Below are 21,142 nucleotides of genomic sequence, written 5' to 3'. Positions count from 1 at the left end.
TTAAGAACAACAATAAACTCAATTATCGTGTAAATTTATAAACATACGATAGAAAAGTACAATTAGAATTCTAGAACTTTAATAAAAAAACGACGAACAAAACAACACCCAAACTTAACATATAAAAGGGAAGCTAAGTAGAAATGATTGATTGTATAATTAAGAATTCGATGATATGAAATTTCTTGATAAATTTTGAAATAAATTGGGATAGGAATTTAAAGCTTTGTTGCATACACACTCGCAAAAGTATATAATATAAGTGTAAATACAACAAGGAGATGAATATAATGAATTATAGAAAGCAAATTGAAATACATCTAAAAAAATCAGGTGGCATTATAACATCTGCTTATTGCAGAGAAAATAACATACCTACAGTATACTTAAGTAGACTAGCAAAAGAAGGAAAATTGTTTAGAGTTCAAAAAGGAATATATATTATTGAAGATGGTGACTTCGATGAGTACTATTTTTTCCAATATCAGTATAGAAAGGCGATATTTTCCTATGAGACAGCTTTGTTTCTACTTGGGGTAACGGACAAAATTCCATGGAGAATAGATGTTACAGTATACAATGGATATAAATTTAATGAGAAGCAAAATACACTTAATATCAATTATGTAAAAAAATCTATTTATAATCTAGGAATTATACAGAAAAAGACAATGTTTGGAAACATTGTGAATGTTTACTCCTACGAAAGAATACTTTGTGATTTTATTTCCAACAAAGAAAAAATGGATACTGAAGTTTATATAAAACTCATTCGTTCCTATTTTAAATATAAGGATAAGGATATACATTCTCTATATGAAATAGCAAGAAAAATGGGAATAGAAGATAAAGTAAGGGAAGTTATGGAGGTGGTATATGAATAAAACAAAGTTAACCGCCATTTGTCATAATATAAGCAAAGAATCAGGACTCCCATTTAATTCAGTAATGTTATATTATTTTTTGGAAAGCATATTAAAAAAATTAGCACAGAGTAAGTATCATGAAAAATTTATTTTTAAAGGAGGTTTTCTTTTATCTAATGTAGTAGGCATAGATTCAAGAAGTACAGTAGATATAGATCTTCTTTTAAGAAATATGCATTTATCAGAAGAAAATGTATTAAAAATAATACAAGAATTACTAGAAGCAAGTCATTCAGATGATATATCCTATAAAGTACATGGAATAAGTACAATCAAGGAAGATGACCAGTATGGAGGGTTTCGTGTAAGTATACTTTGTAGGATGGAGAATATAAGACAAATTGTACCTCTTGATATTGCAACAGGTGATGTTATCACACCACATCCCATAGATTATAAATATATAAGTGCTTTTGGGCAAGAAGATATTTTAATTAAAGCCTATCCTATTGAAACAATTGTGGCAGAAAAAATTCAAACAATATACTCTAGGGGGTTTTTAAATAGTAGAAGTAAGGATTACTATGATCTTTATATAATTTATAAATTAAAAGATAAAGAAATTGATACCAAGATATTAAAAGAAGCATGTATTAGAACTTTTGATTATAGAAAAACGGAATTTGATATAGATAAAATCATCAGTTTAATGAGAATGTTAAAAACGGATCAAGCTTTTTTAGACAGATGGAATTCTTATTCGAAGAAAAATCTTTATGCTAGAGACATAAAGTTTGAAGATGTAATAGATAATGGAATAAATATTATAGAAAAAATAAAAAATCGGTAGAGCTATAAAAAAGATGAGGGATTGAAAATTTAATCTCTCATTTTTTTATTAAAAAACTAAAGGAGGAAAAATGAAATTAGTAATCGCAGAAAAACCAAGTGTTGCAGCATCAATAGCAAAAGTTATAGGAGCAAAAAATAGAAATAATGGATATTATGAGGGGAATGGATACATTGTTTCATGGTGTGTTGGGCATTTAGTACAAATGGCAAATCCTGATGTGTATGATGAAAGATATAAGAAGTGGAGAATTGAAGATTTACCTATTATCCCAAAAGAATACAAGTATGAGGTAACGAAGACAACTAAAAAACAGTTTAATATTCTTAAAAGACTAATGAATAGTAATGAAGTTGACACCATTATTAATGCTTGTGATGCTGGTAGAGAAGGAGAAGCTATCTTTAGACTTGTATATATGATGGCAAATTGTAAGAAGAAAATGAAACGTCTTTGGATTTCCTCAATGGAAGACTCTTCCATAAAAGAAGGATTTAGCAACTTAAAAGATGGAAGTAACTATGATAATCTTTTTGATTCAGCTAAGGCTCGTGCCATAGCTGATTGGCTTGTTGGAATGAACATAAGTAGACTTTACTCCTGTCTATATAATGAAAATTATAGTGTAGGCAGAGTACAAACACCAACTTTATCAATGATTGTGAATAGAGATGATGAGATAAATAGTTTTAAAAAAGAAAAATATTATACAGTGGAGATTTCCATGAATGGATTTACACTGTCGACAGATAGAATTGATGACAAGATAGTGGCAGAGCAGCTTAAAAATTTAATCGAAGAAAAAATTGAAATAACTGATTTAATTAAAAAAGAAAAGATTACAAAGCCTAATCTGCCCTTTGACCTAACAACACTTCAAAGAGAATGCAATAAGTATTTTGGATACAGTGCAAAACAAACCCTAGATTATGCCCAAAGCCTGTATGAAAAGAAGTATATTACCTATCCACGAACAGATTCAAGATATTTGACAGTAGACATGATAGAAAGCACTGTAAATAATATTATAGGAAAAAATGATTTTGACACAGAAAGAATTAAGGTAGTTTTTAATTCTGAAAAAGTTACAGATCATCATGCAATAATTCCAACGATAAGTTCATTAAATAAGGATATTTCAAATCTCCCGGAAAGTGAAGCCAAAGTATATAGACTTATAACAAATAAACTCTATGCAAGTTTTGGATATCCTCTTGTAGAAAATACAACAAAGATAGTGGCTGAATTTGACGGGTTTGAATTTATAAACACTTATAAAATAATTGCTGAAGAAGGATTTACAAAATATTTAGAAGAATATAAATCAAAGAAGAAAGAAGATATACAACTTCCTGATGTAAAAATAGGAGATTTTTTATATATTGAAAATAAAGATATAAAAGAGAAGTATACAAATCCACCTAAACACTTCACTGAAGACACACTCTTAAAAGCTATGGAAATAGCTGGAAATGATGAATTAGTTAAGGATGTCGAAGTTGAAAGAAAAGGACTTGGTACTCCTGCTACAAGAGCGGGAATAATAGAAAATTTGATATACAAAGGTTATATAAAAAGAGAAAAGAAAAACCTAATATCAACTAGGAAGGGATTAAACCTAGTTACTATAGTTATAGATGAGTTTAAATCTCCAAAGACAACAGCAAAATGGGAAATGAGATTAAGTGATATAGCAAAGGGTAAGGAAAATAAAGAGAATTTTTTAAAAGAAATTGAAGAAGAAATAGAAAATACTATAGATAAATATTATAAGTAAATTGATTATAAAAAATTGAATACGGTTATAGGAATGAAGAAAGGAGTGATTTATGAAAGAAATAGGGTATAATATAAGTGATAAAAGAGTAGCAATTAGGAAATTTACTGATTTGACATAACTATAAATATACGTTATACTCTTATCGGATAAAGATGGTGTCCCGCTACCGTTAAAGGTGGAACATTAAAGAAGGTGTCTCACTACCTATATCCCAAAGGTGAAGCATTAAAGAAAACAGAGAGGATAAAACCTCTCTGTTTTTTTAGGATAAAACAATGCTAGAAGTTATTAAATATGGATTTTATACTGTAAATTCCGATTACCTTGAATGGCTAAATAAAGTAGATTCAGAAGTTTATTATAATCCATCGTATAGAAACAGTATAAAACCATTTGTTGGTATAGAAAATTATAATTATTTTATTCCAATTTCTTCTGCAAAGGAAAAACATAAAAAATGCAAGAATGTTTCTGATGAGCATTTTTTGATTTATGAAGTGATCGATAATAGTATTACTATAGATGGAGATATTTACAAATATTATTCTGATAGAGAAAAAATGCACATATTATCTATATTGGATATTAAGAAAATGATTCCTGTACCGACTGATTGTTATGAAAGAATTGATTTTAACGAACTTGAGGATATTAGATATAAAGACTTATTTCAAAAAGAATACGCTTTTTGTTTAAAAATAAAAACAAAGGTCTTGATAAAGGTAGAAAAAATATACAAAAAGCAAAAGAAAACAGGAATTATAAGAAGAGCAAATTGAAATTTTTCAAAGTTAGAAAAAGCAATGTTGGATTGGAAGCAATAGAATAAAGGCAGTTAAAGCGATTAGAAAAGTAAAAAATTCCAATCGTTTTTTATTGCAATAAAAAGATAGAGTAAATGACATGTTAAAGTTATCTTTTGCTTACAGAAATTTAAAAAATAGAAAGAAATAAAGTTTAATAAATAAATATATAAAAATTTAGTTCATTTTTATCACTATAATGAGGAGGGATAAAATGCCAAGATATGATATAGTAGATTTAAGCAGAACAATCTATCTTGCAAAAGAAGAATTTAAGAAAGATATAAAAAAATATGAGGAATATTTAAAGGTATCAGGCAATAACTATAAGTATCCATATATACATCAAATATCTATATACAATATGGATCCAAAAGCAACAGCCTGTGCAGAATTTGATTATTGGAAAAGTATAGGTAGAAGCGTTAAAAGAGGCGAAAAAGGAATACCACTTTTAGATATAGATAGTGGAAGGATAAAATATATCTTCGACATAAGGCAAACAGTAAGTATTAATCATAATATTTCTGAGGTAAAGTTATGGAAATATGATAGCAAAAAGCATTTAAACTTACTAGATGACCTGATAGATAAGTTTAAAGAAAAAGATAGTAAGCTTCTATTAAGCCAAGAAGATAAAATTGATGCCTTAGTAGAAAGTAATGTTAGAGGAAAATTCAATAAAATTTTAGAAAGTCTATCTGATGAAAGTTTAAAAAGCATTCAAAAGGTAGACCTTTTTAATTTGTTAAAAGAATCCGTAAAAATTTCCATAAGCGAGAGAATGGAGGTCTCATATCAGCTAAAAGAAGAAAACTTATCTTTACTGTCTAAAATATCAAGTTCGGACATAGACAAAGTATTAAGTATAAGTGCTAATATAAGTAAAAATATCTTACTTGATTTGGGAAGTGAAATAAAAAGATTAGAAATTTTAGAGAAAATTCAAGAAAGAAAAGATTTGGAGCAGACAAAAGAGCTTAAGGAGCGTTATAATAAATTAAGTTCTGATATAAACGGTGAAATAAATTTTAAAGGAGGCTTGGAAGATGAAAGAGAAATTAACATTGGCAGGCAAGGAATACCTCATGGAGGAGGGGATTTACACACCAATCGTCAAGGAGAATTCCTTCGAGAGACAGGGAGGGGCATACAAGATGGAAGAATTGGAGGAAGGAATGGAAGTCCTAGTACCCAATATGGCAATTCCCAAGGAAATAGATTTAAAGAAACTCAACAGATGGGGAAGGATGAGATTGAACTTTCTCAAGGAGAACAAAGAAGAGGATTATCAGATAATGTATTTGCAAGGGACATTGATGGATCATCTTCTATCAAAGGAAAAAGAGATAGAGGACTTTATCACGAGGGAAGAAGTCAAAATGATGGAAACTTGGGGTCTGACAGAAGAACTGAAAGAAGAAGACTATCTGAAATATCTGAGATTGAAGAAGAACATGGATATGACCCTACAAGAAATAGGGGAAAGGGAGATAATCCTAATCTAAAAAATGAGGAAGTAGAGTCTACTTCCTTTTTTTCTGCTAAAAATCAGGGAGAGCAAATATCCTTCTCAAATCCAATAAGTCAAAGAGAAATAGATACATTTTTAATACATGGAGGAAATCATGAAGATGGAAGATTAGCAGTAATAGCAGAATTTTCTAAGGGTAAATCTTTAGAAGAACAGGCAAACTTTTTGAAAGAAATATATAAGGGAGCCAATGGTCTTGAAATTGAAGGAAGAAAGATATCTGCATGGTTTGGAAAGGAAGGAGCAATTTTTAAAGATGGAGATGAGGCAAGATATAGAGAAGGGCAAATAGTTTCTTGGAAAGATTTAGCTAATAATATTAATAATTTATTAGATAGAGGAGAATTTGCTAGCAATGTGGAGGTTATAGAAAGTGCCACATATGAAAGAGAAAAAATAGCAGAAAAATTATTGTATTTAAAGAGAGATCTTACTGATGAAACTAAGGATAGATATCTATCGAGTCTTAATGATATAAAAGGAAGAGGCTTCCCAGATGAAAAAGAAAATCTCGGGAAAAAACTTGAAGATAAAAATTTTATAAATAAACTTAGAAAAGAATACGAGGTATTTTTAGAAGAATATAAGATTAATCCTGATATTTTAAGATTTCATCATTATAAATTATCTAGAATCTACAATGATATCAATGATCTAGAAATAGAAAGAAAATTATATAGGTCAAATTTAAAGGATATTGCACCTATTCAGAGTTTTATAACACAAGATGAAATAGATGAAAGCCTAAAAAGAGGAAGCGGGTTTTCTGATGGAAAGAAAAGAATATATGAATTTTTTACTAAAAAGCATGATTTGAAAGAACAAGCAGACTTCTTGAAAAATGAATATGGCGTAGGTGGAAGTTCTCATGCACTATCTGCTGCAAGAGAAAGTGGTGAGTGGCACGATGCGAAGGGAATAAAATATAATAAAGGTAATGCAAAAGAAATACTACTATCTTGGTCTAATGTTGCAATAAGAATTAATGACCTTATTAAAAAGAATAGATATATAGATGAAGAAAGTTTTGAAGAAAATAGGGAGAAAAAAACAGATCAGGAAATAAATAAAACAGAAAAAGAAAGCCAGGAGTATATAAATTATCAAGATGATTTGCCTCCAACTGATAATGATGTATATATAGAAAGAACAAATAATGGTTCTATATATTATTATCAAGGACAGTCTGTAGCAAGTATAGGTGATGATGGAAAACTTATCATTTATGATGAATTTATACCAAACTTTTTAAAAGAAGATATATATTCCATAGCCTTTGAAAAACAATTAGATATACCATTAGACCAGTTAGACGATGGAATTATTCTTGAGGGAATACATGACACTTTTTATATTAAAGAAAAGGAAGAAATAGAAGGAAGAGAATATTACCTTTTAGAAAGTCAAAGTCGATATGATGATATTCCAAATATTGTAGTTAATTCTAACAAAGAAGTTATAGATGATGATATAGTAAATGGTTTTGAAGAATTTAAGGAATTTTATACTAATAAAAATAAAGAGAATATAGATTTTGATTTAGATAGCCATATAAAAGATGATTATTGGATAATTGAGTTTAATGAGGATTCAAGTCTAATAGAAAAAGATTATGCAGGACAAAGGCTGACTAAAGAACTATTAGATGAAATAAGGGAAATAGATGAAAAAATAAGACTTCATAATAAGACCTTAGGAGAAGATGAATATGGGCAGATGACTGATAAGTGGGAGGGGTATTCCAAATTCTATTTTAACCATATAGTAGATGGGAAAATAGTTGATCACTATAAGATAGACATAGGTGATGGAAACGAGCTTAACCAAAGAGACTTTGAATTTCTTTATGAACAAATAGGAAAAAGTCAGATAGAACTTAATCAAACTATAGAAGAAAATAAGATAGATGAAAAAATAATTTCAATAAATGAAATTGAAGATAGAATTTTTGATGTATTAGTTAAGGATAAAGTTTTAGAAAATGAAATTATAAAGGCAAGAGAAAACTTAGGAAATAATACCTTAGCAAGTTTTAACTCTGTATTCCAAAGAGAATATGCAAAAATCATGAGAGAAGTTGCCGATAAGCAGGGAAATCTTCCAGATGATATGAAGTCAATAGTTAAGGTTAAAGAATTAGGCATTAGAATAGAACATAGATATAGAGAATATTTAAATAATTCACTTGAAAACAATATAGAAGATGATAAGGAAATCCTCTCTATAAAAGTGGGAGATATAGTTAGAACAGAGGATAATAAATATTTAAAAATAAAAAATATTTCCAGTGGATATGATAATAACCATAATCAAATAACATATTATTCATATGATGCTTATTTTGATAAGGACTTAAAACTATTTTCACATTCCTTTAAAGAAAGCGATTTAAAAGCTTTAGAAGTATTAAGAAATGAAGTAGAAGAAAAATTAACAAAAGAGATTGTAGAAGATAAAATAGCAGTAAAAGTAGGATATTATTATGCTTTAGTAGATAAAGAGAAAACAAAGGATATAGAACTAGAAGAAACAGGAATTAGAGTTTATCCAAGAAAGGAAAACTCACAAGGAAAGATCTATACTTTATATAAAGGGAAATCTTTTGAAGATAGCAGAAAAATAGACAGTTTGTTTGATGAAATTACTGCCAAGATGAAAGAATCAAACCTTACAAATTTAAATGATGTATTAGAATTGGAAAGGGAAGGTTTATTTGAAATTACTGATGATAAAGTTACAAAATTTGAGGAAGGCTATGATATAGATGTTCAAAGCTTTAATCAACAATTTCCAGATTATTATAATGATATATATGTTTTTAATAAAAATCTTGAAATCAGTGGTGCATATCAAAATTTAGCACATATAAATGAAGAAAATAAAATTACTTTTAATATAAATTTATCGCAAGAAGAAAAATCAAAAATTGAAGAAATAAGAGATAAAAAAGAAGTTCTTTCCAAGTTAATAGATAAGGATATCAAAGAAAAAAGGGAATACTATTTTGATCCTCAAAATGAAGAATACTTACTACTATCAAAGAAAATAGAAGAAGGACTATTAAAAATCCCAGATAGTATTAAGGAGACAATCGATGGAAAAGAAGGCTTTGATGTAGAGCTAATCTTAGATATAAAAGAAAAAACTCTAAGACAAAATTTACGATACAATGGATATATTTTAAATTCTAATCAAGCTATAAAATATAAAAGTTATAAGGACATATTAAGTAACTTACCTTATTTACTTGATGACAAACATAGAGAAGTGCTTTTAAATGGATATTTAAATCAGCAAATAGAAAATGATAGAACAAGGCAAGAAGAAAATCCATTTAAAGAAGGTATGAGTGTTAGATTCAAAGGAAAAGAATACATTATAGCTAACATTAACGATACTACAAGTCCTAAAACTATAGAATTAGAGGATAATACTGGATTAATGAATGGTTTTATTACCGGAAGCGAAATAATTCTTTTTAATGACTACAAAGATCTTGATTTGGAAGTTATAAAAAAAGAGGAATTAATTCCGTTAGAAATAGAAGATTATAGTCTTTTAGGATTACCAGTTCAATTTAGAAATAAGGAATATTTAATTAAAGAAAATGAATTTAATGAAGCTGGAATGGGTAGATTAGCTTTAAGTACAATAGATAAGAGTGGTATTACTGAAGTAATATATAGTAGAGAAAGACCTGTTTCTAATATTTTTGTAAGAAAGGAAGATTTAGAAGAATATAAATCTAGTGAAAAAGATATATTAAGTAAAAAACAATCTATCGATAAAGAGGAATTAGTAGAACAAATTAGCTTTGAAGATATTGACAATAATAACGAAGAAAAAGTTAAAAAAGACAATTCAAGGCTTTTACATAAAAGCCTTGATGTAATAAATAATAAATCTTCTCTTGTTGCTGATCAGTTTATAGTAAGAGTTGATAATGAAAAGGAAGAATTTTTAGTATATAGTTCGTCTAATCCAAAAAATTATAGGGAATTTACTCTACCTTTTTCTTACCTCAAAGGAATCGACAAAATTGACGGAGATGGTAATTCATTGAAATTAACCACTCATAGAAAAGAAACTATTGATAAGAAGTTAGAAGAATATAAGGAATGGAAAGAAAATAATAATTTAATAAGGACTGATAGAGAAAATATAGAAGGGGTTTCTGAAGTTTCTTTAGAAAACTATAAAATTATTAATGAAGAAGAAAACCTACCACCTTCACAGAGATTAAAAAACAACATTGAAGCTATAAATGTTTTAAAGGCTTTAGAAAAAGAAAATAGAAGTGCAAGAAAAGATGAACAGGAAATTTTGGCAAAATATATCGGCTGGGGAGGACTTTCTGATATATTTGATGAAGAAAAGGAAGGTCAATGGCTTGATGCAAGAAACTTTTTAAAAGAAAATCTAACTGGGGAAGAATATAATAGGGCAAGAGAATCAACCTTAACAGCTTTTTATACGCCGAAAGTAGTTATAGACGCTATCTATGAAAGTCTTTCTAATCTTGGATTTGAAAAAGGAAATATATTAGAACCAAGTGCTGGGACAGGGAGATTTATAGGGAATCTACCTGAAGAAATGAAAGAGTCAAACTTTTATGGAGTTGAATTAGATAGCATTAGTGGACAAATTGCCAAAGAACTTTACCCTAATGCCAATATACAAATAAAAGGATTTGAAGAAACCAATTTTTCTAATAACCTATTTGATGTGGCCATAGGAAATATTCCTTTTGGAGAATTTAAAGTAGCAGATCGTGAGTATGAAAGAAATAACTTTCTAATTCACGATTATTTTTTTGCTAAAACTTTAGATAAGGTTAGGGATGGAGGCATAATTGCTTTTATAACATCTTCAGGAACAATGGATAAAAAAAGTGAAGATATTAGAAGATATATATCGGAAAGAGCAGAGTTCTTAGGAGCAATAAGACTACCAAATACTACATTTAAAGGGGTAGCTGGAACAGAAGTAACTTCAGATATAATCTTTTTAAAAAAGAGAGATAGGCTATTAAAGATAGATGAAGAGTGGATAAAGCTAGACAAAGATGCAAAAGGACTAATATATAATAAATACTTTGTAGATAATCCTCAGATGGTAATAGGGACTATGGAAGAAATACCGTCAAGATTTGGGACAAGCCTTGCATGTATTGAAAATAAAGATATTTCTTTAGAAGAAGGAATAAAAAAAGCCATTAAAAATATTCAAGGTAGGTATGAAGAAGCTCAAATAAATGATGATTTAGGAGAAGAAACAATACCAGCTGATGATAGTGTTAAAAACTATTCTTTTGCTTTAGTGGATGATGAAATATATTTTAGAGAAAATTCAATTATGCAAAAAATATCCTTAAACGAAAAGGATAAAGATAAGGTAAAAGAATATTTAAGATTAAATGAAAGTCTAAGGAAAGTTATAACCTATCAAAAAGAAGACTATTCAGATGAAGAGATAAAAAAAGAACAAGAAAGTCTCAATAAATTCTACGATGATTTCAATAGCAAACATGGAAGACTAAATTCAAAAACCAATAAAAAGTTATTTAGAGAAGATGCCAATTTTTCTTTAATTTCAACTTTGGAGAAATTAGATAAAGAAGGCAACTTTATAGGAAAATCTGATATCTTTAACAAGAGAACTATAAAAAAAGCTGTAATAATAGATCATACAGATAGGGCAATAGATGCTCTGGTACTCTCTATTAGTCAAAAAGGTAAAATAAATTTTGATTATATGGAAGAATTGACAGGAAAAACAAGAGATAAATTAATAGAAGAATTAAAGGGAGAAATATTTTTAAATTTAGATTCCTTTGAACCTAATGATATAAATCCATTTAAGTCTGCTAAGGATCTAGGAGATTTTTCAAGACCTTACGTAAGTGCTGATGAATACTTGTCAGGAAATATAAGAGATAAAATTGAAGTTGTAGACTCTTATATTAAAAACATCGAAAAAGAGTTAGGAAAGGAAGAAAATCTAGAGGATAGTAAACTCTTAAAAAAAGAATTAGAAGAGTTACATTTTCAAAAAGCAAAGCTAGTGGAAGTAATGCCTAAAGCACTAGATGCAAGTGAGATTACAGTTAGAATGGGTGCAACATGGATACCGGAACAAGATTACAAAAAATTTATGTTTGATTTGTTAAAAACACCAGTTTCATCAAGGTGGAATATAGATATTAAGTATTCTGACTTTACAGGAGAATATAGAGTTGAAGGAAAAAGCTCTGATAGGGACAATGACCTTGCTTCTTTTACCTATGGTACAAATAGGGTAAATGCCTACAAATTGATAGAAGATACTTTAAATTTAAGAGATACTAAGGTATTTGACCAAGTAAAAGACAGTGATGGAAAGAAAAAATCTGTGCTTAATCAAAAAGAAACAATGCTTGCAAGAAGTAAGCAAGAGATGATAAAAGAAGAATTTAAAAGCTGGATATTTGATGATGTGGAAAGAAGAAATAGATTAGTAGAAGATTATAACGAAAGATTCAATTCCATAAGACAAAGGGAATATGATGGATCTAATCTTACTTTTGAAGGAATGAATCCTGAAATAGAATTAAGAGCACATCAAAAAGATGCCATAGCAAGAGGTTTGTTTGGTGGAAATACTTTACTTGCCCATGAAGTAGGAGCAGGAAAAACCTTTGAAATGATAGGTATAGCCATGGAGTCAAAAAGACTTGGAATGAGTAATAAGTCAATGTTTGTTGTTCCTAACCACATCGTAGAGCAATTTGGAAGAGAATTTAATGAACTTTATCCAGGAGCTAATGTATTATGTGCCACAGAAAAAGACTTCACACCAGATAGACGAAAAAGATTTTGCAGTCGTATTGCTACAGGAAGTTTTGATGCTGTTATTATAGGACATAGTCAATTTGAAAAAATTCCTATATCAAAAGAAAGACAAGAATATGAATTGCAAGGTCAAATTGATGAGATCATTGACTATATAGATGAATACAAAAGAGAAAGGGATCAAAGATTTACTGTAAAGCAATTAGAAAAAACAAAGAAAAAATTAGAGACAAAGTTAGAAAAACTAAATGCTGATTATAAGAAAGATGACGTTGTAACCTTTGAGGAACTGGGAGTAGATAAGTTATTTGTAGATGAAGCCCATGCCTACAAAAACCTCTATCTATTTTCTAAAATGAGGAATGTAGCAGGAATTACTTCTACAGATTCACAAAAATCATCAGATATGCTTATGAAATGCCGCTATATGGATGAAATAACCAATAATAAAGGATTGGTATTTGCCACAGGTACACCAGTAAGCAACAGTATGGCTGAACTTTATACCATGCAGAGATATTTACAGTATGATGAATTAAAAAAGATGAAATTGCAACATTTTGATTCTTGGGCGTCTACTTTTGGAGAAACAATAACGGCAATAGAATTAAATCCTGAGGGTAATGGTTATAGGAGCAAAACCAGATTTGCAAAATTTTATAATCTTCCTGAACTTATGAATACTGTAAAAGGATTTATGGATATTAAAACAGCTGATGTTTTAAATCTTCCTACACCAATTGCCCATTATGAAACTATAAAAACAAAGCCTACCGAAGAGCAAAAAGAAATTCTTGAAACTTTTTCCGAGAGAGCAGATAAGGTTCGTGATAAGCAGGTAGATTCAAGTGTTGATAATATGCTATTAATAACAAATGATGGGAAGAAGATGGCATTAGATCAAAGATTAATCAATCCTTTACTTCCTGATGATCCTAATAGTAAGGTAAATACCTGTATAAAAAATGTATTTAGCATTTGGGATAAATATAAAGATAAAAAATCTGCTCAATTAATATTTTGTGATATGTCTACCCCAAGTAGTGATTTTAATATCTATGATGATATTAAAACAAAACTTATAGATATGGGAGTGCCTGAAAATGAAATAGAATTTATTCATAAGGCAAAAAACAATATGGAAAAAGATGCTATCTTTGATAAGGTAAGAAAGGGAGAAATAAGAGTCTTACTTGGTTCAACACAGAAAATGGGAGCAGGTACTAATGCTCAAGACAAACTAATTGCAATCCACGATCTTGATATACCATGGAGACCGGCTGATCTTTCTCAAAGGGCAGGAAGGATTGTGAGGCAGGGAAATGAGAATAAGGAAGTCCATATATTTAGATATGTAACAGAAAATACTTTTGATGCCTATCTTTTCCAAACCTTAGAGAATAAACAAAAATATATTTCTCAAATTATGACTTCAAAGACACCTGTAAGAGTTGCAGAAGATGTAGACGAAGCCACATTAAACTATGCCGAAATCAAAGCTCTTGCAACAGGAAATCCATTAATAAAGGAGAAGATGGACCTTGATGTTGAAGTTTCTAAACTTAAAATGCTAGAGTCCAATTTTAAATCAAATCTTTACAAGCTGGAAGATAAAGTAGTTAAATTTTATCCAAAGGAAATAGAAAGATTAAAAGAAAGGATAGAGAACTTAAAGGAAGATATTAAAAATGTTGAGCCTTATAGAGAAGTAGATAAAAATTTAAAAGAAGATAATAAATTTACCTCTCTAATTATTGACGGAAAGAAGTATATAGATAAAAAAATAGCTGGAGAGTTTTTGTTGAACAAAATTAAGGGAGTTAAAATATATAGGGAAATGGATAAAGATGGAGAAAAAATAGGTGAATATAGAAATTTTGATTTATCCATAAAATATGATTCTTTTTTCAATAAATATAACTTTATATTAAAAGGTAAGGGAGAATATAGAGGAGAGTTTGGAACAGATGAAATAGGTAATATCACAAGAATGGATAATGTATTAGATAAATTACCAGAAAGATTAGAAAATACAATTTCAAAACTAAAAGATACAGAAGAGCAATTTCAAACAGCCAAAATTGAAATACAAAAGACATTTCCACAAGCTGAACTTTTAAAGGATAAGACACTAAGACTTGCAGAAGTAAATAATTTACTAGATATGGGAAAAAGTGAAGATATAAGCCAAGATAATCCATTACTAGAAGAAGTAAAGGAAGAATTGATAGACTTCCTTAACAGAGAATATGATGAAGAAAACAGGTTAGAGGACTTTGATACTATATTTCCTGACTTAACAGATATAGGAATAGCTTATACAACTACACCAGATGAAAAACATGAGATACAAATCAGTTTAGATTTGATAAATTACAAGATGAACACCTATGTAGATAAGAACCTAATTGACAGCTTTCAATACACCTATGATCCCTTAGATGCAAGTGATTTAAAAGAGCTAGTACAGATAAAGACATCTATTGGATTTTGGGATTTTAGTGAGCTTGTATCAGTAAATGAAGAAAAACTGAGAGAAGTAATGGGACTTGAGATAGATGATGATGGCAACTTCTATGATCCATTATCTAAAGATATGGATTTAGACGGAATAATAGATAGAAATGATGCTGATTTTAGAGATAGTAAAGTGCAGGAAATAGGAGATTTTGAAATGAAAGAAAAAACATCTATTATGGATAAATTAAAGGGATATAGGGAGAATTTAGCAGTAAATAATAATATAAAAGAAATAAATAATAGTGAACCATGTGGCAGATAAAACTTTAAATGATATTATTAGAGGAAAAAGAATATGGAATTTGATAGATATAGCTTTAATGAATTTATTCGAGAAAATTTTTCTTTTGATGGTGCTACTCAGAGAATAATTAACAATATAGTTGAATATGGAATTAAAAATTTTGCCACTTCAGAAGATAAATTAGTTGAATTTATTCAGACTACAATCGATGATCCAACAGTTGAAGAAATAAAACAATTTATTATTAGTGATGAGAAGGAAGAAGAAATAAAAGATTTCACAGATGAGATGGATAAAAAAATAAAAGGAGGAACAGCAATGAATATAAAAAAGGGAAATGTAATTGAAACTGAATTTGGAGACACTATGGTATTGGATGTGAAAGATAATCAAGCTACCTTATTTGACGGGAAGCAATTTATTTTAGCCACAGGAGTAGAGTTTAACAAAGAAAGTGGAAAGTATGAATGGGATTCTGTTAGATACGCAAGTGATATAAAAACAATAGCAAATATGGAAAATACAAATTTTGAAAGCATGAAAAATACAATAGATTTTTTAGCGGAATATAATCATAAAGAATTTGTAAAAGGTATTATATCTCTTGAAACAGGAGTGGAAAATGAAAATGTTCTTAATAATGCCTATGATAATTATATGAACGATTCAGTTATGGGTCTTATTGATGAAAAGTTTATTGAATATATAGACGAAGAAGAGTTAAAAGAAAACTTAGAAGTTAATCAAGAACAAGGAGATAAAGAGATGAAAGATATAGATAATAAAGAGAAGGATACATTAAATATAGATGGAAATATAGCAACTGATATAGAAATTAAAGATTTAAAATCAAAAGATGGGAGGGACTTTAAAGTAGCCTCCTTTTCTATTGCTGAAAATGACAAGGAAGGAAATGCAAAATTCATCAGCTGCTACGCCTATAATGATAAAATCAATCAAGTAAAAAATTTGAAAAAAGGAGATTTTGTACACCTATTTGGCAAAGAAAAGAAAAGTATGGGAAAGGATAATAAGGAATACACAAGTCTAAAAGTATACTCTGCAAAGTTATTAAAAGCTAAAGAGCATACTAAAGCAAAAGCATCAACAATAGGGAAATTAAAGGAATTTAAGACTAAAGGGAATATGAAAGTGGATGAAAAGAAGAAAAAGGATAATAGCATAGAAAGGTAAAAGATTATAGGGGGCAGGTTTTAGTCTGCCTCCTGTATTTTTTTTTATTGGTTGTCTTTAAGGTAAAATGATGGGTTATATTGAAAAAATATCAGCCACATCCTATCAGGAGGGCTGATACACAAAATTTTATACAGTCTCCCCTAAACAAAACTTTTCAAACTACTGGAGAATCTGATACACCAGATCCTTACTTATACAATTCATTATAAATATACTTATCAGTATTCTTTCTTAATTGGGTCAATTCATTTATCAATATATTCTCGTTGGCGTAGTCATCCATAAGAATATCTTTTTTATTTTTGTATTCATCATATAATTTTGACAACTCTTTTATACTTAGATTTTTATATTGACACTTTTCTAAAGTATTTATTGCTTTTTCATATGCGATAATTTGAGGCTTATATTCACTATAAAAATCTTTATCATTTGTGTTTTCTTTATAGGTTTTATAAATAACCTTATTTATTTTTATAGTGTTAATGTCTTCAATAACTGTGTAAATTTCACTCATAACTTTTTCAACATCTTTAATCTTATTTAAGATTTCTTGCCTATTAACAGCCTCTTCTTGGAGTTTAGTTTCCAAATCCATACTAGATGATAGACCGTATTTTCTAAGCTGATTTAAGGTCTTCGCCATAGTATTCATATTATGTTTTCTAGCCCATATTTCATAACCTTTAGAAGATTTAACATTTTCATTATTTTCTATGTCTATTATATTATCAAATTTCTTATAAGATTTCTTAGCATAATATACTTCACTATTTTTGTAATTTTCATTTGCCTTATTTTCAATTCTTTCTTTTATTTTCTCTTTTGTATAATCTTTTCCAAGAGTAGTTTCCTTCGCACGAATGAATCGCCCCTTTTCTCCTTGTTTTTTATGTCTGAAAGAAAGATATTTTCCAAGTTTAATTTCATAGCCATATTCTTCCATAAGCTTTAAGAAATTCTCATAGCTATTTGCTTTATTAATAGCATGATCAATAGAAATTTGAAGTTTATGTTTCCAAGATTTTCCTTTATTAAATTCAATATATTCTTTGTAGGATTTACCATTGGTTTTATACTTTTCTTTAAATTTTACATAATCTTCATCTATAACAGAGAGCTTATATTTTCTACATAAATCATCACTATGATTTCTAATTTGGTGGTAAGTTTTTTTGTTACTTTGATATGCTTTACCAGTTTCAAAAGAAACATTATTAAATAGTATATGGTTGTGAATATGACCCTTATCTATATGGGTAGTAAGAACATATTCATATTTTCCTTTTAAGATTTTATCGCATAGTTCTATGCCTATTTTATGAGCCTCTTCAGCAGTAGTTTCTCCAGGGAAAAAAGATTGAATTAAATGTCTTGCCAAAATTTTTGCTTTAGAATTACATTCTATTTTTGTTTGTTCAAATTCTAAATGAGCAGTTATAGGGTTACAGTTTAGGGAGGAAATTAGAATTTTTTCATCTGTTTTATCACTATTCATAATATAATCAAGCGCTGCTTTTAAAGTGGATTTTATAGGATGAATTTTAGTAATTGCCATTATTTTTTCTCGGTATTTATGCTATTAGAATTAGTAAGAGAGTATATTTTTTTACGTATAGAGAAAATATCTTTTGCCTGATTTTCTAATAAGCTTTTTAAATCTTCTACATCATCTTTATATATAATTGATGTAGTATTTATCCTTTTAGCAATTTGATTTATATTATTTGAAGTACGACTTATATTTGTTGACATTTCACGAAAGACATCCATATCTAATACATAAATATCTTTTTCTAAAATACATTTCATAATAAATTGCCTAAGAGTTTTACACTTAGATGCTTTATATTTTTCATCTAGCAATTCTAACTCCTCATCAGATAACATTAAATAGATTCCGTTATTTCTAAATCTACTTGTCATAATTTAACCTCCTCGTATATTGTAGTTGTAATAATAAATAATACATTTTGTTCTCAATCCCTCTTTATTATGTGATAATAATTATATAGATAGAGCTCGTAGTAAACTTCCTTGAAGTTCCTCTTCCTAATAAATTTATTAATGGAAATAAAAAAGAAAAACCTGCAAATTCAAGTAGGATAACTTGACTTACAGGTTTAATTTATTCTATATATTTCGTTTGGAAATCTCCTGATTTAAATTTTTATTATTCATATTTTATCACTTTTTGAGATAATATTCAAGTTTACGTTGAAGCTATTATAAGAGTTTGTTGCTGAATTTAATCATTATAAATTTAGGGGTTTGGGGATATTCCCCAACAAGTAAAATGGAAAAAATAAGCGATATAATCGTAGTATTCTTATTCCATTTTTAGTAAGTGCATATGCACTTACTGTGCTTGCTATTTTTACTATTTTTGCTATAATACACTATTTTATGATAACTTAAATTTTAAAAAATTAAAAAAATTACTTTGAAATAGATACTTTTACAACTATAATAATATGTATGATATTAAAAAATATTTTAAATTATCATATTTAAAGATATTTGATTAAATTATTAGTTAATAACAATTTAAGAGGGGGAGTAATTTATTTTACACAGGGAATTTGCTGAAGAAAATTATTTAGAAGCCATATATATTTTATCTTTGGAAAATGAAGAGGTTAGAAATATAGACATTGCTAACTATTTGGATTACAAAAGACCGACGGTTACAAGAATGCTAAAAAAACTTGACAATAAAGGCAGGATAACTTATGGAGATGATAAAATAATTCGTTTAACAGAAGAATCAAAAAAATTTTGTGAAAAGATGTATAAAAAACATATGTATCTTACTAGCGTATTCATTAAACTTGGAGTTAATCCTAAACAAGCAGAAAGTGAAGCTTGTCTTATAGAACACGTTATATCAGATGAAACGTTTAAAAAATTAAAAAAACATTTTAATGAAACCTTATAATTAATAGCATAGATAACTTTTAAATAAGTTTTTTATGCTATTTTTTTTAATTATTTTACAAAAAAGTTCAAAAACTCATTGATAAATGTTATCAAATGGTATATAATGAATAAAAGTTAGCTATTGCTAACAAAAAATATATTAAAAGGTGAATTTATGTCAAAAAATTTTGAAATGCTAAATAAAGAATTAGACGAAAACAATATTAAAGCTAGTCTTGTTATATTTCCGTTTGCAGGAGGTGGAGTATCTGCATTTAGAAATTGGAAATATGAATTTGAAGATGTAAGGATATTTGTTGCTCAATATCCAGGAAGAGAAAATAGATTTTCTGAAAAAGCTATAAGTGATATTAATATTTTAGTTGAAACATTATTCAATGATATGGAAGAAAATTTTGATTTTGGAAAACCTTACTATTTATTTGGACATAGTATGGGAACAAAAATAGTTTATGAAATAGCCTTAAAGATCAAAAATTCAAGATATGAAAATCCAAGAGGAATAATAATTTCAGGTGGACGTGCTCCAGTGTATAAAGAACCAAACCCAATCTATTACCTTGATGACGAAGGTTTTATAGAAGGGCTAAGAAGATATGAGGGAACCCCGAAAGAGATATTAGATAATAAAGAATTGATTTCAATTTTTTTACCGACACTTAGAGCAGATTTTGTAATAGACGAAGACTATCAAGATACAAAACATGAAAAATTAGAAAGTCCCATACTTGGCCTTATGGGAGATAAAGATCAAGAAATGAAATTAGAAGAACTTAAAAAATGGCAAGATTATACAACAAAAGAATTCGTCTATAAATATATAGATGGCAAGCATATGTTTGTAAATACATCTACTGATATGGTTATAAGGGAAATAAAAAGCTATATTAATGAAAACGTTAAAAATAATTAAAATTACAGAACTAACAAAATTTGACATTAATGAGGTAGTTCAATTTATACATGATGATTGTATAGCAGTAGTTGCTGTAGAGACAAATAGTTACGGAATTATAAGTGAATGTATTCCATATTTAAGTAAAGATCAAATTGAAATTATGTGGAAGTATAGAAAAGAAAGTGACAGAATTAATTATGCTGTAACAAAAGCAATAGTAAACTTGCTATTTTCTAAAATTGAGAAACTAAAATGCGAAGAGATTAGATGGCGTTACGGTAAATATAATAAACCATATATTAGAAATCATTTGAATTTACATTTTAATATATCACATACCACAGGATTTTCAATAGTAGCCTTCTCAAGAAATGATATAGGAGTTGATATTGAAAATATAGAAAGAAATATAGATTATAGTGAAATTAAGAATAATTTTTTTATTAACAATGAAAAAATATTAGGTTTGAAAGACTTTTACAAATATTGGGTTTCTAAAGAAGCTTATTTAAAATATAAAGGAGTCGGTTTAATTCAAAATTTGGAAACAGTCGATGTTATTAATAAAAATAATAATGTAATGAAAGTTATAGATAAAGAAAATAATATTCAAAAGGAGATTTTGATTTTTGAAAAAGAAAAATTTGTTTTTGCGTTATGCTATTAAAAAGGTAGGGCAA

11 protein-coding genes are annotated in these 21,142 nt (G+C 28.2%); 9 read left to right on the top strand and 2 right to left on the bottom strand.

Annotation, left to right across the window (positions count from 1 at the left end; translation table 11 throughout):
* Positions 1–290: 290 nt before the first annotated feature.
* The 6 genes from GKG00_RS02105 to GKG00_RS02080 all read left to right on the top strand — a co-directional run bounded on the left by GKG00_RS02105 (position 291) and on the right by GKG00_RS02080 (position 16,621).
* Complete coding sequence (locus GKG00_RS02105) at positions 291–884, top strand: type IV toxin-antitoxin system AbiEi family antitoxin domain-containing protein (protein ID WP_154254034.1); 594 nt, start codon at positions 291–293, stop codon at positions 882–884.
* The gene (locus GKG00_RS02100; protein ID WP_154254033.1) at positions 877–1,716 is read left to right on the top strand and encodes a nucleotidyl transferase AbiEii/AbiGii toxin family protein; all 840 of its coding nucleotides are present in this window, start codon (positions 877–879) and stop codon (positions 1,714–1,716) included. Before GKG00_RS02105 ends, GKG00_RS02100 begins: the two co-directional genes overlap by 8 nt.
* Before the next feature lie 70 nt (positions 1,717–1,786).
* Positions 1,787–3,493 carry a DNA topoisomerase 3 gene (locus tag GKG00_RS02095; protein WP_154254032.1) on the top strand — a complete coding sequence of 569 codons (1,707 nt, stop codon included), beginning with the start codon at positions 1,787–1,789 and terminating at the stop codon, positions 3,491–3,493.
* 278 nt (positions 3,494–3,771) lie between these two features.
* A complete protein-coding gene (locus GKG00_RS02090) occupies positions 3,772–4,275 on the top strand; it encodes a type III toxin-antitoxin system ToxN/AbiQ family toxin (RefSeq protein WP_154254031.1) in 504 nt (167 codons plus the stop codon).
* A gap of 238 nt (positions 4,276–4,513) precedes the next feature.
* A complete protein-coding gene (locus GKG00_RS02085; protein WP_172975112.1) occupies positions 4,514–15,445 on the top strand; it encodes a helicase-related protein in 10,932 nt (3,643 codons plus the stop codon).
* A gap of 33 nt (positions 15,446–15,478) precedes the next feature.
* Entirely contained in the window at positions 15,479–16,621 is a 1,143-nt protein-coding gene (locus GKG00_RS02080; RefSeq protein WP_154254029.1) for a single-stranded DNA-binding protein, read from the top strand.
* A 190-nt stretch (positions 16,622–16,811) separates the two neighbouring features.
* Here the strand turns inward: GKG00_RS02080 and GKG00_RS02075 are convergent, their stop codons facing one another.
* Both GKG00_RS02075 and mobC read right to left on the bottom strand, forming a co-directional pair.
* Complete coding sequence (locus tag GKG00_RS02075; protein WP_154254027.1) at positions 16,812–18,182, bottom strand: relaxase/mobilization nuclease domain-containing protein; 1,371 nt, start codon at positions 18,180–18,182, stop codon at positions 16,812–16,814.
* The gene (mobC, locus tag GKG00_RS02070; protein WP_154254025.1) at positions 18,182–18,550 is read right to left on the bottom strand and encodes a plasmid mobilization relaxosome protein MobC; all 369 of its coding nucleotides are present in this window, start codon (positions 18,548–18,550) and stop codon (positions 18,182–18,184) included. The genes GKG00_RS02075 and mobC overlap by 1 nt, the downstream gene beginning before the upstream one ends.
* A gap of 640 nt (positions 18,551–19,190) precedes the next feature.
* Between mobC and GKG00_RS02060 the strand changes: the two genes are divergently transcribed.
* The 3 genes from GKG00_RS02060 to GKG00_RS02050 all read left to right on the top strand — a co-directional run bounded on the left by GKG00_RS02060 (position 19,191) and on the right by GKG00_RS02050 (position 21,129).
* Positions 19,191–19,562 carry a metal-dependent transcriptional regulator gene (locus GKG00_RS02060; RefSeq protein ID WP_084572474.1) on the top strand — a complete coding sequence of 124 codons (372 nt, stop codon included), beginning with the start codon at positions 19,191–19,193 and terminating at the stop codon, positions 19,560–19,562.
* 156 nt (positions 19,563–19,718) lie between these two features.
* Positions 19,719–20,477, top strand: coding sequence for a thioesterase domain-containing protein (locus GKG00_RS02055; RefSeq protein ID WP_036764333.1), 759 nt, complete (start codon positions 19,719–19,721; stop codon positions 20,475–20,477).
* Positions 20,455–21,129, top strand: a complete 675-nt coding sequence (locus tag GKG00_RS02050; protein WP_036764335.1) for a 4'-phosphopantetheinyl transferase superfamily protein — start codon at positions 20,455–20,457, stop codon at positions 21,127–21,129. Before GKG00_RS02055 ends, GKG00_RS02050 begins: the two co-directional genes overlap by 23 nt.
* Positions 21,130–21,142 lie beyond the last annotated feature (13 nt).

This window comes from Finegoldia sp. BIOML-A1, from assembly GCF_009678325.1.
Taxonomy (GTDB): Bacteria; Bacillota; Clostridia; order Tissierellales; family Peptoniphilaceae; genus Finegoldia; species Finegoldia magna.
This window is presented reverse-complemented; position numbering and strand designations above follow the sequence as displayed.

Bases quoted from the DNA above. Each gene is read 5' to 3' on its own strand.
- GKG00_RS02090 (WP_154254031.1), top strand. From the start codon at position 3,772: ATGCTAGAAGTTATTAAATATGGATTTTATACTGTAAATTCCGATTAC.
- mobC (WP_154254025.1), bottom strand. From the start codon at position 18,550: ATGACAAGTAGATTTAGAAATAACGGAATCTATTTAATGTTATCTGAT.
- GKG00_RS02105 (WP_154254034.1), top strand. From the start codon at position 291: ATGAATTATAGAAAGCAAATTGAAATACATCTAAAAAAATCAGGTGGC.
- GKG00_RS02085 (WP_172975112.1), top strand. From the start codon at position 4,514: ATGCCAAGATATGATATAGTAGATTTAAGCAGAACAATCTATCTTGCA.
- GKG00_RS02050 (WP_036764335.1), top strand. From the start codon at position 20,455: ATGAAAACGTTAAAAATAATTAAAATTACAGAACTAACAAAATTTGAC.
- GKG00_RS02080 (WP_154254029.1), top strand. From the start codon at position 15,479: ATGGAATTTGATAGATATAGCTTTAATGAATTTATTCGAGAAAATTTT.
- GKG00_RS02100 (WP_154254033.1), top strand. From the start codon at position 877: ATGAATAAAACAAAGTTAACCGCCATTTGTCATAATATAAGCAAAGAA.
- GKG00_RS02055 (WP_036764333.1), top strand. From the start codon at position 19,719: ATGTCAAAAAATTTTGAAATGCTAAATAAAGAATTAGACGAAAACAAT.
- GKG00_RS02075 (WP_154254027.1), bottom strand. From the start codon at position 18,182: ATGGCAATTACTAAAATTCATCCTATAAAATCCACTTTAAAAGCAGCG.
- GKG00_RS02095 (WP_154254032.1), top strand. From the start codon at position 1,787: ATGAAATTAGTAATCGCAGAAAAACCAAGTGTTGCAGCATCAATAGCA.